This is a genomic window from Pontibacter populi, assembly GCF_040278685.1.
GTDB classification, from domain to species: Bacteria; Bacteroidota; Bacteroidia; order Cytophagales; family Hymenobacteraceae; genus Pontibacter; species Pontibacter populi.
The window spans coordinates 269,225-291,395 of record NZ_JBEOKT010000002.1; the positions used below are offsets into that span (position 1 = coordinate 269,225).

Annotated in this window: 21 protein-coding genes and 1 pseudogene; 11 read left to right on the forward strand and 11 right to left on the reverse strand. The window is 46.0% G+C overall.

Annotation, left to right across the window (positions count from 1 at the left end; translation table 11 throughout):
• Window positions 1-618 precede the first annotated feature (618 nt).
• The 6 genes from ABS362_RS03045 to ABS362_RS03070 all read left to right on the forward strand — a co-directional run bounded on the left by ABS362_RS03045 (window position 619) and on the right by ABS362_RS03070 (window position 6,616).
• Window positions 619-1,458 carry a CvfB family protein gene (locus ABS362_RS03045; protein ID WP_350410812.1) on the forward strand — a complete coding sequence of 280 codons (840 nt, stop codon included), beginning with the start codon at window positions 619-621 and terminating at the stop codon, window positions 1,456-1,458.
• Window positions 1,459-1,543: 85 nt separating this feature from the next.
• Window positions 1,544-4,042: a DUF5916 domain-containing protein gene (locus tag ABS362_RS03050; RefSeq protein ID WP_350410813.1), complete on the forward strand. Its 2,499-nt coding sequence runs from the start codon at window positions 1,544-1,546 to the stop codon at window positions 4,040-4,042.
• Window positions 4,043-4,055: 13 nt separating this feature from the next.
• Complete coding sequence (locus ABS362_RS03055; RefSeq protein WP_350410814.1) at window positions 4,056-4,742, forward strand: oxidoreductase; 687 nt, start codon at window positions 4,056-4,058, stop codon at window positions 4,740-4,742.
• 26 nt (window positions 4,743-4,768) lie between these two features.
• A complete protein-coding gene (locus tag ABS362_RS03060) occupies window positions 4,769-5,560 on the forward strand; it encodes an SAM-dependent methyltransferase (protein WP_350410815.1) in 792 nt (263 codons plus the stop codon).
• A 95-nt stretch (window positions 5,561-5,655) separates the two neighbouring features.
• Window positions 5,656-6,150: a hypothetical protein gene (locus ABS362_RS03065; RefSeq protein ID WP_350410816.1), complete on the forward strand. Its 495-nt coding sequence runs from the start codon at window positions 5,656-5,658 to the stop codon at window positions 6,148-6,150.
• 229 nt (window positions 6,151-6,379) lie between these two features.
• Window positions 6,380-6,616: a hypothetical protein gene (locus tag ABS362_RS03070; RefSeq protein ID WP_350410817.1), complete on the forward strand. Its 237-nt coding sequence runs from the start codon at window positions 6,380-6,382 to the stop codon at window positions 6,614-6,616.
• Between the two features lie 102 nt (window positions 6,617-6,718).
• On the opposite strand, the gene ABS362_RS03075 is transcribed toward ABS362_RS03070, so the two are convergent.
• The 8 genes from ABS362_RS03075 to cmk all read right to left on the reverse strand — a co-directional run bounded on the left by ABS362_RS03075 (window position 6,719) and on the right by cmk (window position 13,801).
• Window positions 6,719-7,660 (reverse strand): succinylglutamate desuccinylase/aspartoacylase family protein, encoded by a 942-nt coding sequence (locus tag ABS362_RS03075; RefSeq protein WP_350410818.1) that lies wholly within the window; start codon window positions 7,658-7,660, stop codon window positions 6,719-6,721.
• Window positions 7,661-8,563 (reverse strand): 30S ribosomal protein S6--L-glutamate ligase, encoded by a 903-nt coding sequence (gene rimK / locus ABS362_RS03080; RefSeq protein ID WP_350410819.1) that lies wholly within the window; start codon window positions 8,561-8,563, stop codon window positions 7,661-7,663.
• Window positions 8,560-9,054: an ATP-dependent zinc protease family protein gene (locus ABS362_RS03085; RefSeq protein ID WP_350410820.1), complete on the reverse strand. Its 495-nt coding sequence runs from the start codon at window positions 9,052-9,054 to the stop codon at window positions 8,560-8,562. Before ABS362_RS03085 ends, rimK begins: the two co-directional genes overlap by 4 nt.
• Window positions 9,055-9,212: 158 nt before the next feature.
• On the reverse strand, window positions 9,213-10,394 hold the full coding sequence (locus tag ABS362_RS03090) for a PQQ-dependent sugar dehydrogenase (protein ID WP_350410821.1): 1,182 nt from the start codon (window positions 10,392-10,394) through the stop codon (window positions 9,213-9,215).
• A gap of 281 nt (window positions 10,395-10,675) precedes the next feature.
• The gene (locus ABS362_RS03095) at window positions 10,676-11,482 is read right to left on the reverse strand and encodes an alpha/beta fold hydrolase (RefSeq protein ID WP_350410822.1); all 807 of its coding nucleotides are present in this window, start codon (window positions 11,480-11,482) and stop codon (window positions 10,676-10,678) included.
• An 89-nt stretch (window positions 11,483-11,571) separates the two neighbouring features.
• Complete coding sequence (locus ABS362_RS03100; RefSeq protein ID WP_350410823.1) at window positions 11,572-12,114, reverse strand: DUF502 domain-containing protein; 543 nt, start codon at window positions 12,112-12,114, stop codon at window positions 11,572-11,574.
• 79 nt (window positions 12,115-12,193) lie between these two features.
• Window positions 12,194-13,084: a 4-hydroxy-3-methylbut-2-enyl diphosphate reductase gene (locus ABS362_RS03105; RefSeq protein WP_350410824.1), complete on the reverse strand. Its 891-nt coding sequence runs from the start codon at window positions 13,082-13,084 to the stop codon at window positions 12,194-12,196.
• Window positions 13,085-13,096: 12 nt separating this feature from the next.
• A complete protein-coding gene (gene cmk / locus ABS362_RS03110; protein WP_350410825.1) occupies window positions 13,097-13,801 on the reverse strand; it encodes a (d)CMP kinase in 705 nt (234 codons plus the stop codon).
• 257 nt (window positions 13,802-14,058) lie between these two features.
• On the opposite strand from cmk, the gene ade reads away from it, so the two are divergent.
• Window positions 14,059-15,696: an adenine deaminase gene (gene ade, locus ABS362_RS03115; RefSeq protein ID WP_350410826.1), complete on the forward strand. Its 1,638-nt coding sequence runs from the start codon at window positions 14,059-14,061 to the stop codon at window positions 15,694-15,696.
• An 11-nt stretch (window positions 15,697-15,707) separates the two neighbouring features.
• Window positions 15,708-16,577, forward strand: a complete 870-nt coding sequence (locus ABS362_RS03120) for a sulfite exporter TauE/SafE family protein (protein ID WP_350410827.1) — start codon at window positions 15,708-15,710, stop codon at window positions 16,575-16,577.
• A 63-nt stretch (window positions 16,578-16,640) separates the two neighbouring features.
• Here the strand turns inward: ABS362_RS03120 and ABS362_RS03125 are convergent, their stop codons facing one another.
• On the reverse strand, window positions 16,641-17,081 hold the full coding sequence (locus ABS362_RS03125; RefSeq protein ID WP_350410828.1) for a response regulator: 441 nt from the start codon (window positions 17,079-17,081) through the stop codon (window positions 16,641-16,643).
• 343 nt (window positions 17,082-17,424) lie between these two features.
• Window positions 17,425-18,408: pseudogene (locus ABS362_RS03130) on the reverse strand (PLP-dependent cysteine synthase family protein); the annotation flags it as partial.
• Window positions 18,409-18,716: 308 nt separating this feature from the next.
• Between ABS362_RS03130 and sucD the strand changes: the two are divergent.
• Window positions 18,717-19,607, forward strand: coding sequence for a succinate--CoA ligase subunit alpha (gene sucD, locus ABS362_RS03135; RefSeq protein ID WP_350410829.1), 891 nt, complete (start codon window positions 18,717-18,719; stop codon window positions 19,605-19,607).
• A gap of 301 nt (window positions 19,608-19,908) precedes the next feature.
• Here sucD and ABS362_RS03140 read toward each other — a convergent pair whose 3' ends face one another.
• Entirely contained in the window at window positions 19,909-20,853 is a 945-nt protein-coding gene (locus ABS362_RS03140) for a hydrogen peroxide-inducible genes activator (RefSeq protein WP_350410830.1), read from the reverse strand.
• Window positions 20,854-21,024: 171 nt separating this feature from the next.
• Here ABS362_RS03140 and ABS362_RS03145 point away from each other — a divergent pair, with 171 nt between their 5' ends.
• Window positions 21,025-21,498: a Dps family protein gene (locus tag ABS362_RS03145; protein ID WP_350410832.1), complete on the forward strand. Its 474-nt coding sequence runs from the start codon at window positions 21,025-21,027 to the stop codon at window positions 21,496-21,498.
• 43 nt (window positions 21,499-21,541) lie between these two features.
• A complete protein-coding gene (locus ABS362_RS03150) occupies window positions 21,542-22,099 on the forward strand; it encodes a peroxiredoxin (protein WP_350410833.1) in 558 nt (185 codons plus the stop codon).
• Window positions 22,100-22,171: the final 72 nt, after the last annotated feature.

The following is a 22,171-nucleotide window of genomic DNA, read 5'->3' on the forward strand; positions in this document are numbered from 1 at the left end:
TCTATTGCTATAGTTGAGGTTATAGTTTTATAGTTACAGCCAGTCGAGCGGACAGGTCGCGACCTGTCCCTACGGAACTACGACCACGATAAATGTCGAAGCTTTTCAGTTCAAACTTTAGATAGGGGTTGCTATGAGAAAGATCTCAGTCTTTGGGTTGAGCGCCTTGTAGATTTCCGGTGCCGTCAGGCATTTCGAGGTACGAGAAAAGGAAATGTACACAGCGCAATGCCCGAAGACGGAGCCTCCCGGCCGTGAGGGCACCAAAGGTAAATTGAAACTATAGGTAAATAAAGCTCCCAGGATGATGAGTGGTTTGAAACAATAGCTTGGTTAGGATTGGAAGAAATCAAACTATAGGACGTATAATATTCCCCTACTTCGCTCGGGATGACAATACAAAAACTATAGAAAGATAACTAAGCTCCTTCCCTTGTTCTTATGGGAAGGTTGGGAAGGGGTAAAACAGAAACTACAATCTTATACTAAACTCACTCCAACTTATACTTTATCCGAAATATACGACACATCCCTATTTAGCAGGTTCTCAGCTTTTAAAGCGTTTGGCTTTTTACTAGATTTGTAGAACGGCACTTATCACGACAAACAACAACGCACATGGTAGATTTAGGAAATTACAACGAGCTGGAGATAGCCCGTGAAGTAGACTTTGGAGTTTATTTAACTTCTGAAGACGGCGACATACTGCTGCCTAAAAAGTATTTACCGGAAGGTGCTAAAGTGGGTAATTTTGTGCGTGTGTTCGTGTACCGCGACTCCGAAGACCGTGTAATTGCCACCAACCTAACCCCTTACGCTACAGTTGGCCAGTTTGCAGGCCTGTTGTGCAAGGATACTTCCAGCTTCGGTGCTTTCCTGGACTGGGGACTGGAGAAAGACCTGCTCGTGCCGCTCAATAACCAGAAAGACAAAATGGTACCCGGCCGCAAGTACTGTGTGTATGTGTATTTAGATGATGCCTCGGACCGTATAGTTGGCACTGCCAAGATCAACAAATACCTGCAGAACGATGATATACAGGTGAAAGAAGGGGAACAGGTAGAGCTACTTGTTGCTGCCTACACCGACCTAGGCTATAACGTCATCATCAATAATAAGTACATGGGCCTGCTTTACCGCAACGAGGTTTTTAAAGACCTGGAGATCGGTGATAAAGTACCCGGCTACATCAAAACCATCCGCCAGGATAACAAAATAGATGTAACGCTCCGCAGACCGGATGCTGATACGTTCAGCGAGATGGATGAAACCTCGGCGAAGGTAATGCAGCTGCTTGAAGAACAAAATGGTACCCTTAACCTGTCTGATAAAAGCGACCCGGAAGATATTTACCGTATAGTTGGCGCTAGTAAAAAGATGTTCAAAAGAGCGATCGGTAACCTGTACAGATCGGGCAAGATCGAGATCTTTGAAGACTACATCAAGCTCAGGCCTTAGCCAGCCAATACCTCGCGCAAAACACAACTATAACCCAGACTAACAACCTTTTATTGCAGCGCTCTTGTCAGGCGCCATTACCATAATGTTATACAAACACCTCGCCTTTGCCCTAACTTTTGCTTTATTAACCGGCACTGCCACCGCATCCGACAAAAATAAGGAGCCCGAAGCTGCCGACCTGAAACGTAAAACAACTATGGCCGCGCGTGCCACCAAAGCACCTGTGCTGGATGGTTACCTGGAGCCGGAAGTATGGGAAACAGTAGCACCTGCCACCAACTTTGTGCGTTACGACCCGCTCAACGGGAAGCCATCGTCTCAGCAATCAGAAGTGTACTTTTTGTACGACAACGAAGCAGTTTACATCGGGGCCAAGCTATACGACACTGCACCTGATTCCATACTTACCCAATTTGGCGGCCGCGACTCGGGCGAGAATAACTCCGATATGTTTGCCGTGTACCTCGATACCTATAACGACAAGCAGAATGCCTTTGCCTTTATGGTTTCGGCGGCTGGTGTACAGACAGATATTAAGTTTTCGCAGGGGCGCGAGGACTGGAACTGGGATGCCGTGTGGGCCAGCAAAGCAAAGAAAACCACCGAAGGCTGGGTAGTAGAGATAAAGATACCGTATGGCGCCATCCGATTCCCGGAAACTGAAGTGCAGACCTGGGGTGTGAACTTTATGCGTGTTATCCGTCGTGCCCGCGAAAAATCGTACTGGAACCACGTTAACAATTCAGTGGAAGGGTTTGTGAACCAGGAAGGTCGCGCCGTTGGCATTGAAGGCATTAAATCGCCGGTGCGTTTGCAGTTAACTCCTTATGTTTCAGGATACGTAAACCATTATTCCGGCGACACAAAAGGTAAGAGCCCCTACAGCCGTGCACTGAATGGTGGTATGGATGTGAAGTATGGCATTAACGATGCTTTTACCCTGGATGTAACCTTAGTACCCGATTTTACCCAGACACAATCTGACAACCAGGTACTGAACCTTAGCCCCTTTGAAGTGAAGTATGGCGAAAACCGTCAGTTCTTTACTGAAAGCACAGAGCTGTTTAATAAAGGTGGCTTATTGAACTCGCGTCGTATTGGCGGCACACCTGTTTTTAAAAGCTCCGTAGGCAGACAAATTTCTGAGAACGAAACCATAGTTGATAACCCGGGCATCAGTGGCTTGTTGAATGCTGCTAAAGTATCAGGTAGAACTATAAAAGGACTGGGTGTTGGTATCCTGAATGCCTTTACGCGCAACATGTATGCTACTGTTGAAAACGATGAGACCGGCGAAACCCGTGAGATCCTGACCGATCCATTTACCAACTATAATGTGTTTGTGCTGGACCAGACCCTGCCGCGTAACTCCTTTGTTACGTTTACCAATACCAATGTTACCCGCACCAAAGGCGTTTATGATGCCAACGTATCGGGCTTACAGGTACGCTTTGCCGACAGAACCAATAATTATGCACTAAGAGCTGGGGGAAATCTGAGCCAACTATACGGCAATAACATCATACTTCGCGGCGATACACTGCCTGATAAACTGCACCTGGGCTACCAGTACAATGTAAACCTGAGCAAGATAAGCGGCAACCTGCGCTATGGCATTAATCACCACGTAGAATCCGACACATACGAAATAAACGACCTGGGCTACCTGAGCAATAACAACGAGATCAGTAACAGTGCCAGCATCAGCTATAACTTTTATCAACCCATCTGGAAGTTCCTGAGCTGGGGCAGCAGCATGAGCGTTAGCCAGAGCTTGCTGTATGCGCCGCGCGAGTTTGTAAGTGCCACCATGGGCGTTAGCACCAACGTCCGTTTCCGGAATTTTATGAGCGCTTACTGGAGCTTTGGCATACGGCCGGGAAATGCCTACGACTATTATGAAGCCCGTGAGTTTCCGAGAGTGTTTGTAAAGCCTCCGGCTTTCGATACCAACATTGGCATCAGCTCTGATTACCGTAAACGCCTTGCCTTTGATGCATCTACCGGGTTCTGGCGCTCTAACCGTTACAACCAGTTTAGCTGGTGGGGTAATTTCAGTCCGCGCTTCCGGGTAAACGATAAATTTTCGCTGGTACAGAGTAATAACTACCGACAGGAAAAACGGAATATTGGTTACGTGACGCATGCTGGCGAGAACATTACTTTCGGAGATCGCTCCATCACTACCTTCAGTTCTACCTTGTCAGGGGCATACATCTTTAACGAGAATACCGGCCTGACACTGAACATGCGTCATTACTGGTCAAGTGCAGATTACAAGCGTTTATTTGATCTTACATCAGGTGGTTATTTAACGAACGAAAGGCCTGCGGTTAACAGCAATAACAACATCAACTATAATACTTTTAATATAGACCTGGTATACAGCTGGCGCTTTGCACCGGGAAGTGAACTGATGGTTGTCTGGAAAAACGAGATCCGTGACCAGGACAAAAAAGTAGAACACAAGTATATCGAGAATGTAAGCAAAACACTGCAGGCACCGCAGACCAATAATTTCTCAGTTAAATTATTATACTACATCGACTATATAGCTCTTAAAAACGTACTCTCAGCATAAGCCTAAATCTCTTATGCACAAAACCCGAAATGCGTTAATAGTTGGTGCCAGCGGTCTGGTTGGCGGTCATTGCCTGCGCCTGCTCCTGGCCAGCGAAAGATATAGCCAGATCATTTCAGCAGGTCGCCGTGACCTGCCGCTGATACACCCTAAACTGGACCAGAAAGTTATAGATTTCGATAACCTGAAAAAGTATAGTACTGAACTTGCTGCCGACGATGTATACTGCTGCCTGGGCACAACTATAAACAAGGCCGGCTCTAAGGAAAATTTCTATAAAGTAGACTATACCTATGTAGTAGAGTTGGCAAAGCTGGCCGCTGCTAAAAATGCAGGACAGTTCCTGGTGGTATCTGCTATGGGTGCCGATGCCGGTTCCATGTTCTTTTATAACAAGGTAAAAGGCGAAATGGAACGTGATGTACAGGACTTGGATTTCAGGGCGGTGCATATTTTCAGGCCGTCGTTGTTGCTGGGTGAGCGCGAAGAAGAACGCACCGGCGAAGAACTGGCCTCTAAAATAATGAAACCCCTTAGCAGCCTGATGATCGGGCCGCTAAGCAAATACAAACCTATACCCGGCGAAGATGTAGCCAAAGCTATGTTGTATGCAGCCGGGCAAAACAGGGGCGGCACACAAATTTATACTTCTGATAAAATAGCTAAAATGGCTGCCAACTATAGCCAGAGCACTGCGTAAAGGCAGAAGCACAAAATAGCTAAACTATGCAGCAGCGCCAGTTACGGCACGTCTTCCCGAAAGCCACCCAATACGACCCCGAGTGGGTGCGCAAGCACTCGATGGGTGAGAACGTACTTTTTAACCTCGAAAGCCTTACCAAATCGCTTCACCTGCAACCGGGCATGCGCGTGCTCGACCTGGGGTGCGGTAAAGCTATCAGTTCTATTTTCCTGGCGAAGGAGTTTGGCGTAACGGTATGGGCCGTGGATGAAGCCATATCAGCAAGCGACAACTACGAGCGCATACTGGAAGAAGACTGCGAAGACAAGGTGATACCGATAGAAGCCGACGCCCGCTCCCTGCCCTTTGCCGAAGAATATTTTGACGCTGTAATTGTAGTGGACTCTTACACCTACTTTGGCACCGACGAAAAGTATCTGCCCTACATTGCCCGCTTTATAAAGCCCGACGGTTACATTGCTATAGTGGATGTGTGCTTTACCAAAGAAATAGAAACCCTGGACCAGGTACCCAAATTCCTGAAGAAAGACTATAAGAACTACTGGTACTTTATACACAGCGTAGCCTGGTGGCGCAAGCTCTGGGAGAAGACCGGTTTAGTACAAATACAAGATGCCGAAGAATTATCCGAAGCCAATGTGGTAAGAGAGCATTATATCCGCGATTTTGAAAAAGAAAAAAAACCAGACGCCTTTGCCAAAGCTCTAAAACTTGACGACCAGCACTTTATCTCCTTTTTTAAGCTGATCGGGAAGCGTACACGTAAGTCTGCGTACCTGCAGAGCTACAAAACTACATCTAAAAAACAGGCCTGACGTACAATATTTGTTTAACTATACGTTAGATGTTTTAATTTTACGGCGTCTGGCAGTACAATGGCCAGTTGCACATTTTTAACTTTTAACCTTTCATGAAAACGTTAATTCGAATCTCCTTTGCACTGGCGCTGATCCTGTCGGTTGCATTTAGTGCAAATGCCCAGAGCGGCTACAAAACAGGTATTGGTTTCAGAGGTGGTATTGCCTCGGGCCTTACGGTAAAACACTTTATTAAAAGCGATGCAGCTATCGAAGGTATCCTGAGCACCAGCTTCAGACACCGCGGTACTGTTATTACAGTGCTTTACGAAAAACATGCCCAGGCTTTTAACGCAACCGGTCTGCAGTGGTATTATGGCTTGGGTGGTCATGTTGGTTTCCACGAAGGTCGCCACTACTACAAGCATGGCCACGACCATTACTACGACGACCATGTAGTAGCTTTAGGTATAGACGGTATTCTTGGTCTGGAGTATTACATCCGCGACATACCGTTCACGATCGGTGCCGACATTAAGCCTTACATTAACATACCAAGCGGCGGCGGTTACTGGGATTCAGCCCTGCACGTGCGTTACGTATTCTAAAATGTAAATTGTTGAATGGTTAAATTGCTTAACTGTTAACTATAAAAACGGCCCTGCTATAGTGTAGCAGGGCCGTTCTGTTTTACAACTATAGCTTATAGTTGCACCAGGTTATTTGTTTAGTTTGATTCTAAATTTCTGCAAAAATGCTTTATATAGTAAACCAGCACTACAGGAGGTAAGTATAATTTAGGAGTTTAAATTATGAGAACCATAAACCACTATAACTATGGAAGCAACATGTAACCACTGCACCCACTGGGAGCAGGACCAAAATAAAGTACAGCTACAGAATAACAACTTCGGCGTTTGCGATGAACTGACTGGGCAGCATGCCATGGATCCTTCTTATGTATTGCCACTGGTGCACGAAGCATCTGCAGACCTGAAACCAAAGCAATTTGAGATGATTACCGGAGCCGAGTTTGGCTGTAACCACTTTAGTGAGCGCAAGCGCTGGGTATAAACTTTAGTTGAACTATAAAACAAAAGCCCGGCTATAGTTGTAGCCGGGCTTTTGTTTTATAGTTAGAACTTATAGTATCGGTCTGAAATTCAACTTCTAATTTTAGAAAGCTATATGCAGCAATGCATCGCCCTGGTTTACAACGGGCATGTTGTTTAAACCAACTACATAACCGGAGGCCGGTGCATTCAGGCGTACTTCCATTTCACCGTATGGGTCGGTGATGCTGCCAATATTCTGCCCTTTCTTTACGTACTCTCCGGTTTGTATAAATGTGCGCCACAAGCCTGCATTTTTGGCACGCAGCCAGATATCTTTCATGCATACAATACTTGGCTCAATTACTTCGGTGCAGTTGGCCGTCATGCCCAGATGGTGTAGTACACGGCAGGTGCCCTCCATGCCTATTTTTATGCCTTTCTCATCAAAGCGCAGGCTTTCGCCGGTCTCGTACACTAATATAGATTTGCCTAATTTTCCGGCTTCTTTGCGAAGTGAGCCCTGTCGGTAAGGAGCATTCATGATAAAAGGAGCTGCAAACGCTTTGGCAAGTTCTTCGTTTTTATGGTCACCTAATACACACCGGATCTGGGGATAGTTTGCACGACTTGACCCGCCGGTATGGAAATCCAGGCCATAATCCACATACGGCATTACTTCTTTCATAAAGCGGTAGGCCACGCGGCTGGCAAGCGAGCCTTCGCGGTTCCCCGGGAAACTTCGGTTCACATCTTTGCCATCCGGCACTTCCCTGCTGAAGTTCAGGAAACCATAAATATTCAGGATCGGTACGGCAATGATAGTTCCTTTCAGCGGGTACAGCATCTTTTTAGAGAGCATCCTGCGGATGATCTCGGTGCCATTCACTTCGTCGCCGTGCATGCCGGCCATCAGTAACACCACCGGGCCATCATGCACCGAACGGAAAACATAAACAGGAATTTCGATGACCGTACCGCTGGGCAGTTTGCTAATCACGAGTTTGGTCAGTACTTTTTCACCACGGTCTATACTGCGACCGTTGATAACGATAGTATCGGGCATTTACTCTTTGATTCTTTTCTTTGGCTTGGTCTGGGTCAGACTCTCCACGTACTGAATTATTTTTCCGGCAATGTCTTTCTGGGTAGCTTTCTCGATGCCTTCCAAACCTGGCGATGAGTTTACTTCCAGGATCAACGGTCCGCGCTTGGATTGCAGCATATCTACACCGGCTATACCTAACCCCAACGATTTGGCTGCCAACAGGGCGGCAGCTTTCTCGGCACGGGTAAGTTTTATAAGTGTTGCTCTGCCGCCACGGTGCAGGTTAGATCTGAACTCGCCTTCTTTTCCCTGGCGCTTCATGGCACCAACTACTTCACCGTTAACTATAAAGGCACGTATGTCGGCGCCGCCTGCTTCAGAGATAAACTCCTGCACTATAACGCGCGCCTTCAGGTTATGGAACGCTTCAATAACCGACTCGGATGCTTTTTTGGTCTCAGCCAACACCACACCCAGGCCCTGGGTACCTTCCAGTAACTTAATTACCAGCGGTGCACCGCCAACTTCTTTTACCAGTTCCGATGTTTCTTTGGAGTAGTTTGTAAAGGCAGTTTTCGGCATACCCAACCCGGCGCGGCTCAATATCTGCAGGCTGCGCAGTTTGTCTCTTGATCGAACTATAGATTGCGAGTCTACGGCACTTTTCACTTTCATCATCTCGAACTGGCGAACCACGGCCGTACCGTAAAACGTAACCGAAGCCCCGATACGCGGAATAATGGCATCGATATCGGTCAGGCGTTCTCCTTTGTATAAAATATGCGGATCGCCTTTTTCTATGATAAGGTCGCAGCGAAGGTGGTCGAGTACAATGGCCTGGTGCCCCCGCTGCTCAATGGCCTCCACCAAACGGCGGGTAGAGTACAACTTAGGGTTGCGGGAGAGAATGGCTATTTTCATAAGTTGTTATGTTTCTGCTTTTGTTTGATCTTAAACTTTTGAGAGACGTTTTTGCGGGAAACATCTACTATAAACCTGCCTTTTAAAAGCTTACGACCGATAAGCACCGGATATTTCATATCGCTGCGGTCTGATAGCGAAAACTCGGCTTCTATTACTTCACCGAAAAGCTCGATAGTTGTACGGATAACATAACGCTGCTGCACCTCTCCAAACGAACTTTTTATGTCGCGGAAATCGTATTCAGCAAAACGCAGCTTTTTATGGTTGTATTGCGGATGCGACGGATCGAGCAACTCTACACAGATCACTTTTTTACCGTCGGCGTTCGTTTCTTCGTGTATGTCGGAGCAATGTATGGCTGATGTATACGCACCGGTATCTATCTTGGCTTCGATCTCCTCAATTTCCAGTTCTGGCAAGGCAACCAACTCGCGTCGGCCTATTACGTGCTTTTCCGGTTTAGTATGAAGGGCTTTTTTATCTTTCATCAGAAGCGAAAATAGGTAATTTAACTAATGATTAGTTAGTAATGATGAATGAATAATATGAAACTGTAGCAACTATAGTTCGCTAACCCTTTCGGGGCAAGACTTTAACTATAAACTATAGATCAGATTCTCACTTATTATTCATCCATCATTCTTCATTACTCATTATATATAATCCGGTAAATAGCGTTGTTGGTGTCGTCTGAAACCAGCAGTGCACCATCAGGCATTACCATAACATCAACAGGGCGGCCCCAGGCTTTTCCATCCTGCAACCAGCCTTCCGCAAAGGTCTTATAGTTTGTTGCGTTGCCCTTGCCATCCAGCTCAACCTGCATCAGGCGGTAGCCAATTGGCTCGGAGCGATTCCAGGAACCGTGCTGCGCTATCAGCAGTTGGTTCTTGTACTGCTCCGGAAACATATCCCCGTTATAAAACTTTAAGCCTAAGGCAGCCACATGCGGACCAAGTTTCTGTACCGGTTTTACAAACTCGCTGCAGGCGCGGTTCTTGCCAAATTCAGGATCAGGTATTTCTCCCTCATGGCAATACGGGAAACCAAAGTGCTGGCCTTTTTTGGTAGCCAGGTTTAGTTCATCGTTCGGGATATTATCGCCCAGCATGTCGCGGCCATTGTCGGTAAACCATAGTTCTTTTGTGGTAGGGTGCCAGGTAAAACCTACTGTGTTGCGTACGCCTTCTGCAAATATTTCCATATTGGTACCATCGGCGTTCAGGCGGGTTATAGTAGAGTAAACCGGGTTCTCTTCTTTACAAACATTGCAAGGCGCTCCCACCGGCACGTATAGTTTACCATCCGGCCCAAAAGCTATGTACTTCCAGCCATGGTGCGTATCGCTTGGATATTTGTCATACACCACTTCGTACTTCGGGTTGTTGCGCATGTTCTGCTCTATATCCGGAAACTTAATAATGCGGCTGATCTCGGCTACATAAAGGTCTCCGTCTTTTAAAGCCACACCATTCGGCGAGTTAAGGCCAGAAGCTATCGTTATCGTTTCGTCTGCTTTGCCGTCTTTATCCTTGTCAACTATAGCAAATACCTTGTCGTTGCTGCGCGTGCCTACAAATAACACCCCACTCGGGCTCAGCGCCATAGACCTTGCATTTTCTACATCCTTCGCATAATAGTCTATCTTAAAGCCATCGGGCAGTTTTATTTTGGACAGGCTTTCGTCAACAGGTTCGCTTGGCTCATCATTTTTCGCAGTTGATTCTGCCTGTTCATTTTCGGTTTTGGTTTCTGTTTCTGAAGAACAGGCTGTGCCAAAACTCATCATAACAAAGCTAAAGGCAACCAAACGGTTCAGGTATTTCATAGAGTATAATGTTGGAATTGATTTAATCTATAGTTTTGGTATGTATACTAAGCTACAAAGGTATTGTTTATCAGAACTGTGAGTTTTATGATAGGTGTGATAATTTATGAACTAAAATATTCAAGATTTGATAGGTTTTAGGATTAGGCAACCCTCTCAGTGCCTTTAGATACGTTCGATTTTCCACTGATAGTTGTAGCTCAGGCTGATCATAAAACTTCACAACTATCACAAAGTTCACAGTTCGGCCCGATCCTGCAATTCTTAAAATCTAAAAGATCTTAGTTCAGGCTTTTGCGCTTATGAAGGAGTTCTGCCACATCCTGCAGCAGGTTAGAGTGGCCGGTTTTCAGCACGATCAGTTCGCCTTTATCCAGTGCATCCATAAACACACTCACGCGCTTGGGAGAAATAATCTCGTCGTACTCTCCCAAAAACATGGTGACCGGAATTTTATAGTTGTTAAGGGTGCGTACGATCTGGCGGATATCGAAATTCAGGTCACGGAAACCGATCCAGGAGCGGTACACGCGCAGGCGCTTGGCCGTGCTGTCCATTTGATAATGTGCAAACCGGATCAGGCTTTTGTGCGCCAGGTTGTATTTATTTAGTACCTGCAGAAATTTAAAGAACGGCTGCGGTTTGATGACTGTACTTTTAAAAAGGCGCTGCATCCAGCCGGGGTAAGTGGCAATGTTATACCAGAAACTGGTCTTTATACCATCCGGCGCGATCAGGTATAGTTCTTCTACACGTTCCGGCATCTGCTCAATTAAAGTTAGCGCAAACTTGCCACCCATGCTAAAACCCATTACCGAGAATTTATTGATCCTATACTTCTCCAGCAAATGCCCGATCATCTCTTTCAGGAATTTCTTGGTAAGCGGCATGTCGTCTTTATGCAGCCTGCTGCCTCCATGAAAGAAAAGGTCGAATGCATAGATCGTGTAATCGCTGCCAAGCGCCTGCTCCATCGGGTGGTAATACAAACTGCTTTGCCCATACCCATGAAAGGCCAGCAGCACTTTGCTCCCACTCCCGATTTTACGGTAATGCAGTTTCGATTTATCCCTGATCAGGTAAGACACACTTTTAATTACGAATGATGAATGACAATACTAAACTATAGTTTATTCGCCATGCATACAATTTAGTTGCCGGAACTAAGATTTTAGTCCTACAGTTTAGAAACGCCGCCTGAAACTATAAATTTCATTACATCAGAGCTTGGCATATCGAGGTACGTAATGTTGCGGAGTGGCACCAGGAAAAGCTCGCCCGAAAAGTTATAGGAGTGCGGAAAGTAAACAGCAACTTTGTCTTCTATCTGTAAGCTTTCGAATACATCCTGCGTTACAAAACCCAGCTTAAAGTTCTCTGATTCTTCGCTCATCTTCACCATCACAGGCTTATTAAATTTCTGGTTATCGCCTACAAACGCATCGAACAGGTCGCGGATACTGGAGTAAACTATACCAACCAGCGGCACTTTATGAAAAATGCGCTCTGTTAGAATAATAAAAGGCTTTACGAGGAAGGAAGAGCCTAACCAGCCAACCAGCGTCAGTAACACAAGCATTATTAAAATGCCAAGCCCCGGATAGCCGAGGTCGAACATATCATTTAGCCAGTCAATAATAGCCACCACGATCCAGACAGTGATGGTAAAAGGTGCTATGATCAGAAGTCCGTTAAGGAAATAACCAAAAATACGTCTCATGTTGTTAGGGTCACAAAAAAGGCTTTGCCGAAGCAAAGCCTAAATGTAGTAAAAAGCTTATACTTTATAGTTGCTATAGCTAGCAAACAGGTTCATTTAGCTTGGCAATGCCATCTGCCACCTGCTGCATTAGCCACATAGGTGTAGAGGTTGCGCCACAAATACCTACACTAGTCACATTTTCAAACCATGCCTGCTCCAGTTCGGTCTCGTTCTCGATAAAGTAACTGTTTGGGTTATGCTGCTTGCACACGCTGTACAAAGCCTTACCGTTTGAGCTTTTTTTACCGCTCACAAATATCAGCACATCATGCTCTGTCGCAAACCTTGATAGTTGCGGTTCGCGGTTCGATACCTGGCGACAAATGCTGTCGTTGGCATCAAATTCGGGTTGGGTACTGTCTTCGTTAGCCTGCTTAATGCGCTCTTCAATAAGGGCCTTGATATGGTAAAAGCCTTTTGTGCTTTTTGTTGTCTGGCTGAAGAGTGTTACCGGGCGTTTAAAGTCTATCTTCTCCAGGTCTTCTTCGGTAGTAACTATAATTGCTTCGTCGCAGGTCTGACCGGCTAAACCAATTACTTCCGCATGACCAACCTGACCGTAAATTACCACCTGCCCATCGTCTTTTTTAATAGAATCGAAGGCATGTTTTACGCGGTTCTGCAACTTTAAAACGACAGGGCATGAGGCATCTATCAACTCTAAATTATTTTCCAGCGCGATCTGGTACGTCTCCGGTGGCTCGCCGTGTGCTCGAATCAGCACTTTGCAATCGCGGAGGTTGCGCAGTTCTTCGCGGTCTATAACGCGGAGGCCTTTCTGATAAAGGCGCTGCACTTCCATGCTGTTATGCACTATGTCACCGAGGCAATATAGTTCTTCCACATGTTCCATTTCGTCTTCGGCCATTTGTATGGCGAATTCCACTCCGAAACAGTAACCTGAATTTTTATCTATGGTGATCGTCATGATCTCAACTCTTTAATCCTGCTCTACACTATACTTTTGTTCCAGCAACTTCGATGCCACCTTGTTCATTACAAACTCAACCTGCTCATCAATCGTCATATGCGAAGTATCCAACAGGTCGGCATCTTCCGCACGGCGCAACGGGCTTTCCGCTCTGGTAGAATCTATAAGGTCGCGTTTCTCCAGATTTTGTTTTATGTCTGTCAGGTTCACCAGTTGGTTTTTTACCAGTAGTTCCTGTTGTCTGCGCTTGGCTCTGGTATCTACATCCGCAGTCATAAATATCTTCACTTCCGCATCCGGGAATACGGCCGTACCAATATCGCGGCCATCCATTACCACGCCGCGTCGCTTGCCCATTTTCTGCTGCTGCGCCACCATGGCGTGACGCACGGCCGGTACCACGCTCACTTCACTTACCTGGTTTGAGATGTACATTTTACGTATCTCGTCTTCCACGTTCAGGCCATTCAGGTACGTTTCGTTGCGCCCGGTTTTAGGATTATAGTGGAACGTGATGTCGATATTTTTCAGGGCATCACTTACTTCCTTCGGGTTGGTAAGCGATATGTGGTGATCAAGAAAATACAGCGTAACCGCACGGTACATGGCACCGGTATCAATGTAAGCGTAGCCTAGTTCAGCTGCCACCTGCTTGGCTGTTGTGCTTTTACCACACGAGGAATGGCCATCTAACGCGATCACGATTTTTTTCATAAAGACAAGGTAAGTATTAATTGGAATCACAAGGACAGGGAGCTTTACCGCGCTTGCTCATTTTCTGGTATTTAGCCGTTTTTTTCTGCTGTGCTGATCTGGGGCTACACCCGGCCAGCGTACCAGTGCCTAACACACAAGCTATTACAAAATATGAAATTAACTTTCTCAAAACGACTGATTTTAATGCAAATATAAAGTAATTTACGGGTTCAAGCCCCATTTACAGGCAATTTAATAAACTAATACCAGATACCATGCAGGCAGCCTACACCGTTTCCGGACGCATCATAGACATACACAACAAAGAGATATTTGAAGGTACAGTTCAGGTTGAAAACGGCCGTATTTCTAAAATAGTTCGTGAAGCCACCGATGCTGTAAATTATATTTTACCCGGTTTCGTGGATGCCCATGTGCACGTAGAGAGCTCGATGCTGGTACCCAGCGAGTTTGCCCGCCTTGCCGTAGTACACGGAACTATAGCTACCATATCAGACCCACACGAGATAGGAAATGTGCTTGGCGTAAAAGGTGTGGAGTACATGATCGAGAACGGCAAAAAGACACCGTTCAAATTTTACTTTGGAGCGCCATCGTGTGTGCCTGCTACGCCTTTCGAGACGGCCGGTGCCGAAATAACGGCTGCCGACATAGAAGAATTGTTTAAGCGCGACGAGATTGTGTACCTGGCTGAGATGATGAACTGGCCCGGCGTGCTGCACCGCGACCCGGTTGTGATGGAGAAAATTGAGCTGGCAAAAAAGTATGGGAAAGCTGTCGACGGCCACGCTCCCGGATTAATGGGCGAGCAGGCTAAACTATACGCCTCTGCCGGCATCACCACCGACCACGAGTGCTTTACCGCCGAAGAAGCTTTGGACAAACTGGCCGTAGGCATGAAGATACTGATACGCGAAGGCAGCGCCGCCAAAAACTTTGAAGCCTTGATACCACTGTTGCCAAAGCACTACAACAACATTATGTTCTGCTCCGACGATAAGCACCCCGATAACTTAGTGGAAGGCCACATCAACCTGCTGGTAAAGCGCGCGCTGGCAAAAGGCAACGACCTGTTTCATGTGCTGCAGGCGGCTTGTGTAAACCCGGTTGAACATTACAAAATGAAGGTAGGCTTACTTAGAGAAAATGACCCTGCCGATTTTATAGTTGTAGACGCGCTGGAAAACTTTAACGTGCTGGCCACTTACATTAACGGCGAAAAGGTAGCTGAAAACGGAAAGTCTAACATTGCTTTCACGGATAGCGAAACTATAAACAACTTCAACACCAGCCCTAAAACTATAGCCCAATTCCGGATCCCTGCTGCAGATGCCCATAAGATAAGAGTAATTGAGGCTTTTGACGGACAGCTTATAACTAATGAAGGTATTGTTGCGCCAAAAATAGAGAACGGTTCTATAGTTTCGGATGTGGCGAATGATGTGCTGAAGATGACCGTCGTAAACCGTTATGAAGAAGCCGAACCGGCTGTAGCCTTTATCAAAAATATTGGTCTGAAGTCCGGCGCCATCGCTTCGTCGGTTGGTCACGATTCGCATAACATAATTGCAGTTGGGGTAGATGATGAAAGTATAACCCGTGCCGTGAACCTGATCATTAATGCGAAAGGCGGCGTATCAGCGGTAAATGGTGAACATGAGCAATTATTACCTTTGCCTGTGGCTGGTATCATGTCTGCAGAAGATGGCTACAAAGTAGCAGAAGCTTACTCAGCTATAGATAAGATGAGCAAGGAAATGGGCAGTAACCTGGCATCGCCTTTCATGACGCTTTCGTTTATGGCGCTATTGGTTATTCCGTCCCTTAAGCTTAGCGACAAAGGTTTATTTAACGGCGACACGTTTTCGTTCGTACCTGTAACAGCATCATAAACTAAAATCCGTTGCCTGGCGCACGGCTGCACATGGAAGAATTGTTCATCTTCTTTATAGGTATACTTGTTAGTGCATTCGGTACTGTTATCGGGTTTGGTGGCGGTGTGTTTATGGTACCGATCCTTATCATCTTTTTTGGGTACAACATCGAGATCGCGATTGGGTCAACTATGGCGGCGCTGGTTCCGGCTTCGTTCATTGCTTCCATGTTCAACCTCCGCGACAAAACTATAGATTACCTGGTGGGCACCTTAATTCAGCTGCCGGCTATAGTTGGCACGGTGCTGGGCGCGTTTATGGTTGCTTTTCTGCCGGTATTTAAGTTGCAGCTTATCTTTGCGCTTTTCGTTATTTCTGTCGGGTTTGCCATGGTCATACCATCTAAAAAAGAAGTGACCACCCATGGCGGCATGATGTACAGAATGCGCCGCGTACCCACTACGTTCATCCGGAAAAATAAGGCAAAACACCTGGCTTACAGGCTGAATGGTGGCGTAGTATCTACACTGGGTTTTGCATCAGGTATAATGGCAGGCTTGTTTGGTATTGGCGGTGGGTTCGTTCAAACTCCCATGATGATCAAACTTTTCAGGATCCCTCCCCAGATCGCCACATCCACTTCCCTGTTTATACTGGTTATCACCAGCTTTACAGGTTTTATAACGCACTTCTTACTGGGCAATGTGCTTTGGAGCCGCTGTCTGCCCCTGATAGCTGCCTTTGCGCTTGGTGCGCTGGGTGGCAACCTGTACAAACGCACACGCGGCAAGATCAGCAACATGGAAAAACTTATCGGCATAGGCCTGTTCCTAGCCGGGATTGGTGTGTTGCTTAACCTGGCTATTAAATCTGAGGTTGGGGTAGGCTTCTCGTTTTAACTATAACAAAAAAGGCCACTGTGCTGACAGGGCCCTTATCCAAATCCTAACTATAGTTTAAAACTAAACTTCGTTGGTTTGCTTGCTGGAAAAGTATTTTGTCATCAGCTTTTCCAGTTTATCGGCAGTGAGCGGTTTGGTTATGTATTCAGCCGCATATTTATTAACCGCTTCCGTGTCCTGGGGGTGCGTAGAAGTGGTCAGCACGATCATCACTATCCCTTTCCTGAATTCAGGGTTAAGGCGCTCGTACAGGTCCAGCAACTCAAAACCATCCATTACCGGCATATTAATATCCAGAAAGATCAGCTCAGGCTTAAAGTAACCGGCGTTGCCCGGGTCATAATTATTGTTACTGACATTGTACAGGTAATCGAAAGCCTGTTTCCCGTTAACGAACGTATGGATATGCTCGGTCACCTGCATTCTGTCCAGTAGGCGCTGGTTCAGAAAGTTTGTGGTCTCATCATCATCAATGAGCAGTATGCCGGAGAGTTTTTCCATTAGTTGTATTGCGTCACTCAGAACAGAAGCCGTTTAGGGCTGATAGCTTTTGAACAATTTTAATCGTGCAGTTAAAAGCATCTTCTGCAGCCTGGCGGTTGTAGCCTTACTGCTTCGGAACTGATAACAGATATTTCTGAAATAAAGTTTTACCGCTTTTGTATGCCCCGGAGCTACTACCCGGTCTGCATTAAATTACTACGGCTAAATTAATACCGGGATCCTTGAATTGCAAAAAATAACGAGCCGATAGGTTGGTACTGTTCTTACTACTATTAAAGGTACAAAAAAGAAAGGCCCGGACAAGCATATCCGGGCCTTTCCTCATTTAAATTTATAGTTAGTCGATGTACCCTTGGGCACGCATCCAATCATCGTTGTAGATCTTGGCCAGGTAACGTGTACCATGGTCAGGCAGCAATACAACTACCACATCGTTCTCCGTCAGGTTATTTTCACGGGCATATTCCAGTGCGCCAACTATGGCAGTACCAGAAGACCAGCCTACAAAAAGGCCCTCTTCTTTAGCCAGGCGGCGTGTCATAACAGCGCCGTCTTTGTCGGTTATTTTTATAAACTGATCGATCAGGTCGAAATCTACGTTCTTAGGCAGAATGTCTTCACCGATGCCTTCTGTAGCATAGGAGTATATCTCGTTCTCGTCGAAAATACCGGTCTCTTTATACTTCTTGAAAACAGAACCATAGGTATCAATTCCTATAGTTTGTACTGCGGGGTTTTTCTCTTTTAAGTACTTAGAGATACCTGTTACCGTACCGCCGGTACCAACACCTGTAATAAAGTGCGTTACTTTACCTTCGCTCTGCTCCCAAATTTCCGGACCGGTGCTTTCGTAATGCGCTTTCCAGTTCGACAGGTTATCGTATTGGTTCGGGTAAAACGAGTTTGGTATTTCCTTGTTCAGGCGCTTAGCAATTGAGTAATAAGAATCCGGGTGCTCTGGTGCTACGTTGGTAGGGCAAACGATAACTTCGGCTCCTACCGCACGCAAAATATCCATTTTCTCTTTGCTCTGCTTATCAGAAAGCGTAAAGATACACTTGTAGCCTTTGGCAATGGCTGCCAGAGCAAGCCCCATACCGGTGTTACCGGATGTGCCTTCTATAATAGTGCCGCCCGGCTTCAGAATGCCCGCTTTCTCAGCATCTTCAATCATCCGGATCGCCATTCTGTCTTTTACAGAGTTACCCGGGTTCATATATTCTACTTTGGCCAGAATGGTAGCCTTTGTTTCTTTTGCAACACTGTTAAGTTTTACAAGAGGGGTGTTACCGATCGCTTCGGTTATATGGTTCAGATACTTCATGTGAGGTATTTTTGAATTCTCGGGTGCAAAGGTACGTAATTAAAATTATGTTTTCAGCAGGATCGCAGGCACCTACTGCAGACACAACACCATAAACAGCGTATAGTGTTCCGGCAACTATAGTTTACAGACTAACTTAAACTGATGTGTATCGTCTTTTTAAAGAAAAGAGCTACTACCATTGAGCAACAAATAACCAGCAACTATCAACTATATTAGCTCTAACTATTTTTTGTACGCGCCATAAAAAAGCCTATTTTTGCACATCCTTATTATTAGACGGTTATACACAACTAAATAAGATACACATGAGTGTTTTAGTAAATAAAGATTCGAAAGTGATCGTACAGGGCTTTACAGGTTCTGAAGGTTCTTTCCACGCATCTCAGATGATCGAGTACGGTACTAACGTTGTTGGTGGTGTTACTCCGGGCAAAGGTGGCAACAACCACTTAGACCTGCCGGTTTTTAACACGGTAGCAGACGCTGTAAAAAGAACTGGTGCTGATGTATCTATCATTTTCGTGCCACCAGCTTTTGCTGCTGATGCTATTATGGAAGCTGCTGATGCGGGTATTAAAGTGATCGTGTGTATCACAGAAGGTATTCCTGTTAAAGACATGGTGGCTGCTAAAAACTACATCAAGTCTAAAAATGTAACGCTTATCGGACCAAACTGCCCGGGTGTTATTACGCCAGGTGAAGCAAAAGTTGGTATCATGCCAGGTTTCGTGTTCAAGCCAGGTCGTATCGGTATCGTTTCTAAATCAGGCACACTTACTTACGAAGCTGCTGACCAGATCGTGAAAGCCGGCTTAGGTGTTTCTACTGCTATCGGTATCGGTGGTGACCCGATTATTGGTACGCCTACAAAAGATGCAGTTCAGTTATTGATGGAAGACCCTGAGACAGATGCTATCGTAATGATTGGTGAGATTGGTGGTAACTACGAAGCTATGGCTGCGCAGTACATCAGCGAAACTGGTAACAAGAAGCCGGTAGTTGGTTTCATAGCAGGCCAGACGGCTCCTGCTGGTCGCAGAATGGGCCACGCTGGTGCTATAGTTGGCGGCGCTGACGATACTGCAGCTGCTAAAATGAAGATCATGCGCGAGAACGGTATCCACGTAGTGGAGTCTCCTGCTGAGATCGGTGAAGCCATGGTTGCTGCCCTTCAGCAAGCCGGCATCACTGCATAGTTTGACATAACATTACAGTTATAAAGAAAGGCTGCTCTTAACCGGGCAGTCTTTTTTGTTTTTATAGTTTAGACTTATTTGCTGGCGCTGGTATCCAACCGGTGTCTTTAAGTGGGTGTGAGTCTCCAGACTCACTTGTGCAAATAGAAACAGCGAGTCTGGAGACTCGCGTACACTGCACGTCACCGGATAGATACCGGCGCCAGTATAGGCTTAAGTTTATAGTTACTGCCAGACACTAGTAGGAGCTGCGCACGCTGCTAGGTTCCATACCTTTCTAACTTTTTAACTCTTAAACTCTCTAACTTATCCCCACCACCCGTTGCTTTTTCCGGTTAACTACAGTTTCAGGTACCGACGAAATTATCTCTTTTTGTAGTGCTTCTACCAACTTCTTTTTCAGGAAACTTTTGTGCACCACCAGGCTTACTTCGCGCAATGGTTGTGGTTCTTTAAACGGTCTTACCAGTTGCTTTTTATCTTCGGGCATTTCCAGTACCGACAACTCAGGGAGCAACGTGAGGCCGTGTTGCGTTTCTACAATGCGTTTCAGGGTTTCCAGGGAGCCGCTTCTGTAGTCCAGGTTTGCTCCTTCAAATCCGCCAATTTTGCCACCACGGTTACAGATGTTCAATACCTGGCTTCGGAAACAATGGCCTTCGTTCAGCACCCACAGGTCATCAGGCAACAGCTCTGCGGGGTCTATTTCTTTTTGCTTGGCCAGCGCGTGCTTCGGGTTTACATACACCATAAAGGCTTCGTAAAACAGGGGCAACTCTTTTATAGTTTTATTTTCGAGGGGTGTAACAAGCAGGCCAACATCCAGCTGCTCATGGTTCAGCTTCTCTACGATCTCATTTGTCAGCAACTCCTGCACCACCACTCTTACCTGCGGGTAATTTTCTAAAAAGCTGGTGATAAAAAGCGGCATCAGGTAAGGTGCCAGGGTTGGTATCACGCCAATTCTCAGCTCACCGCTCAGTTCCTGTTTCTGGTTCTGCACGATCTCCTGTATCTTCTTCGACTCGGCAAGTACAAGCCGCGCCTGCGTAATAATCTCCTTCCCTATTTCTGTTGGTCTCACGGGCACCCGGCTTCTGTCGAACAACTGCACACCTAGTTCTTCCTCCAGCTTTTGCAGCTGCATACTAAGTGTTGGCTGGGTTACAAAGCAATGCTCTGCGGCCGTGGCAAAATGCCTGTAAGTATCTACCGCTACCAGGTATTCCAATTGAACAAGAGTCATAAACCAGAAAAATTAAGCTACAAGAATATATAAAATGAGCAATAGTTGATTACAAAGGTATATTATAGTTTACAACTATCAAATCATAAAAACAATCAATTTGATTTATGAAGCCTTAAAAATAACCTTTGTAGCATCATACAGAAAATAATATCTCAAACTATAGAAACTATGACAAAGCTGACAAACATAGGATTGCAAAAAGAAGATTCTATACAGATAGCCGATAAGCTGAATGAACTGCTTGCAAACTATCACTTATACTATCAGAACCTGCGCGGTTTCCACTGGAATATCAAGGGTGCGAACTTCTTTCAGTTGCATGCTAAATTCGAGGAACTATACAATAATGCCTTATCGCGCATTGATGCCATTGCAGAACGCATTTTAACGATAGGCCAGCCGCCGTTGCACACCTTCTCTAACTACCTGCGGGTGTCAACTATAAAAGAGGCTACAAACCTAAGCAGCGACACCGAAACAGTAACCACCACACATCAGAACCTGACAGCCATACTTAACCTGGAGCGCGAAATCATGGCCCTTGCTGCTGAAACCGGCGATGAAGGAACTATAAGCCTGCTAAGCGAAGACATTAATGAGATCGAAAAAACACTCTGGATGCTGAACGCTTTCCTGAGCTAATCCAAACTATAAATCAATTTATAATTCACCCCAAATACATATCATGACACAGAACAGAATATTATCTGTAGGCTCTACGTTCCCGGCTTTTACAAAACAGGCTGTGGTATCATTAGAAAAAGGAAAAGAGTTTGCTGACATCACCAGCGAAGACCACAAAAACAACGACCAGTGGATGGTGATGTTCTGGTGGCCGAAAGACTTCACATTTGTTTGCCCTACCGAAATAGCTGAATTCAACAAGAACTACGACGAGTTCCGTGACCGCGACACCCTGCTTGTTGGCGCCTCTACCGACTCTGAATTTGTACACCTGGCGTGGCGCCAGAACCATGAAGACCTGAACAAACTGCGTTTCCCGATGCTGGCCGATACTTCTAAATCGCTGGCCGAAGAGTTGGGTATTTTGGAAGCCAATGAGAAAGTGGCTTACCGCGTTACTTACATCGTGGACCCGCAGGGCATTATCCGTTGGGTGAGCCTGAACGACCTGAGCGTGGGCCGTAACGTGGCTGAGGTACTGCGCGTGCTGGATGCCCTGCAAACTGACGAGCTTTGCCCTTGCAACTGGACAAAAGGCGAAGAAACGATCGCTGTTTAAAAACTATAAAAATAAGGTGTGAGTGAAACAGAGGCGGAAGCGGCGCAGCTATAGTTGGGCTGCAACCGCAAC

Bases quoted from the DNA above. Each gene is read 5' to 3' on its own strand.
- ABS362_RS03045 (WP_350410812.1), top strand. From the start codon at position 619: ATGGTAGATTTAGGAAATTACAACGAGCTGGAGATAGCCCGTGAAGTA.
- ABS362_RS03050 (WP_350410813.1), top strand. From the start codon at position 1,544: ATGTTATACAAACACCTCGCCTTTGCCCTAACTTTTGCTTTATTAACC.
- ABS362_RS03055 (WP_350410814.1), top strand. From the start codon at position 4,056: ATGCACAAAACCCGAAATGCGTTAATAGTTGGTGCCAGCGGTCTGGTT.
- ABS362_RS03060 (WP_350410815.1), top strand. From the start codon at position 4,769: ATGCAGCAGCGCCAGTTACGGCACGTCTTCCCGAAAGCCACCCAATAC.
- ABS362_RS03065 (WP_350410816.1), top strand. From the start codon at position 5,656: ATGAAAACGTTAATTCGAATCTCCTTTGCACTGGCGCTGATCCTGTCG.
- ABS362_RS03070 (WP_350410817.1), top strand. From the start codon at position 6,380: ATGGAAGCAACATGTAACCACTGCACCCACTGGGAGCAGGACCAAAAT.
- ABS362_RS03075 (WP_350410818.1), bottom strand. From the start codon at position 7,660: ATGCCCGATACTATCGTTATCAACGGTCGCAGTATAGACCGTGGTGAA.
- rimK (WP_350410819.1), bottom strand. From the start codon at position 8,563: ATGAAAATAGCCATTCTCTCCCGCAACCCTAAGTTGTACTCTACCCGC.
- ABS362_RS03085 (WP_350410820.1), bottom strand. From the start codon at position 9,054: ATGAAAGATAAAAAAGCCCTTCATACTAAACCGGAAAAGCACGTAATA.
- ABS362_RS03090 (WP_350410821.1), bottom strand. From the start codon at position 10,394: ATGAAATACCTGAACCGTTTGGTTGCCTTTAGCTTTGTTATGATGAGT.
- ABS362_RS03100 (WP_350410823.1), bottom strand. From the start codon at position 12,114: ATGAGACGTATTTTTGGTTATTTCCTTAACGGACTTCTGATCATAGCA.
- ABS362_RS03105 (WP_350410824.1), bottom strand. From the start codon at position 13,084: ATGACGATCACCATAGATAAAAATTCAGGTTACTGTTTCGGAGTGGAA.
- cmk (WP_350410825.1), bottom strand. From the start codon at position 13,801: ATGAAAAAAATCGTGATCGCGTTAGATGGCCATTCCTCGTGTGGTAAA.
- ade (WP_350410826.1), top strand. From the start codon at position 14,059: ATGCAGGCAGCCTACACCGTTTCCGGACGCATCATAGACATACACAAC.
- ABS362_RS03125 (WP_350410828.1), bottom strand. From the start codon at position 17,081: ATGGAAAAACTCTCCGGCATACTGCTCATTGATGATGATGAGACCACA.
- sucD (WP_350410829.1), top strand. From the start codon at position 18,717: ATGAGTGTTTTAGTAAATAAAGATTCGAAAGTGATCGTACAGGGCTTT.
- ABS362_RS03140 (WP_350410830.1), bottom strand. From the start codon at position 20,853: ATGACTCTTGTTCAATTGGAATACCTGGTAGCGGTAGATACTTACAGG.
- ABS362_RS03145 (WP_350410832.1), top strand. From the start codon at position 21,025: ATGACAAAGCTGACAAACATAGGATTGCAAAAAGAAGATTCTATACAG.
- ABS362_RS03150 (WP_350410833.1), top strand. From the start codon at position 21,542: ATGACACAGAACAGAATATTATCTGTAGGCTCTACGTTCCCGGCTTTT.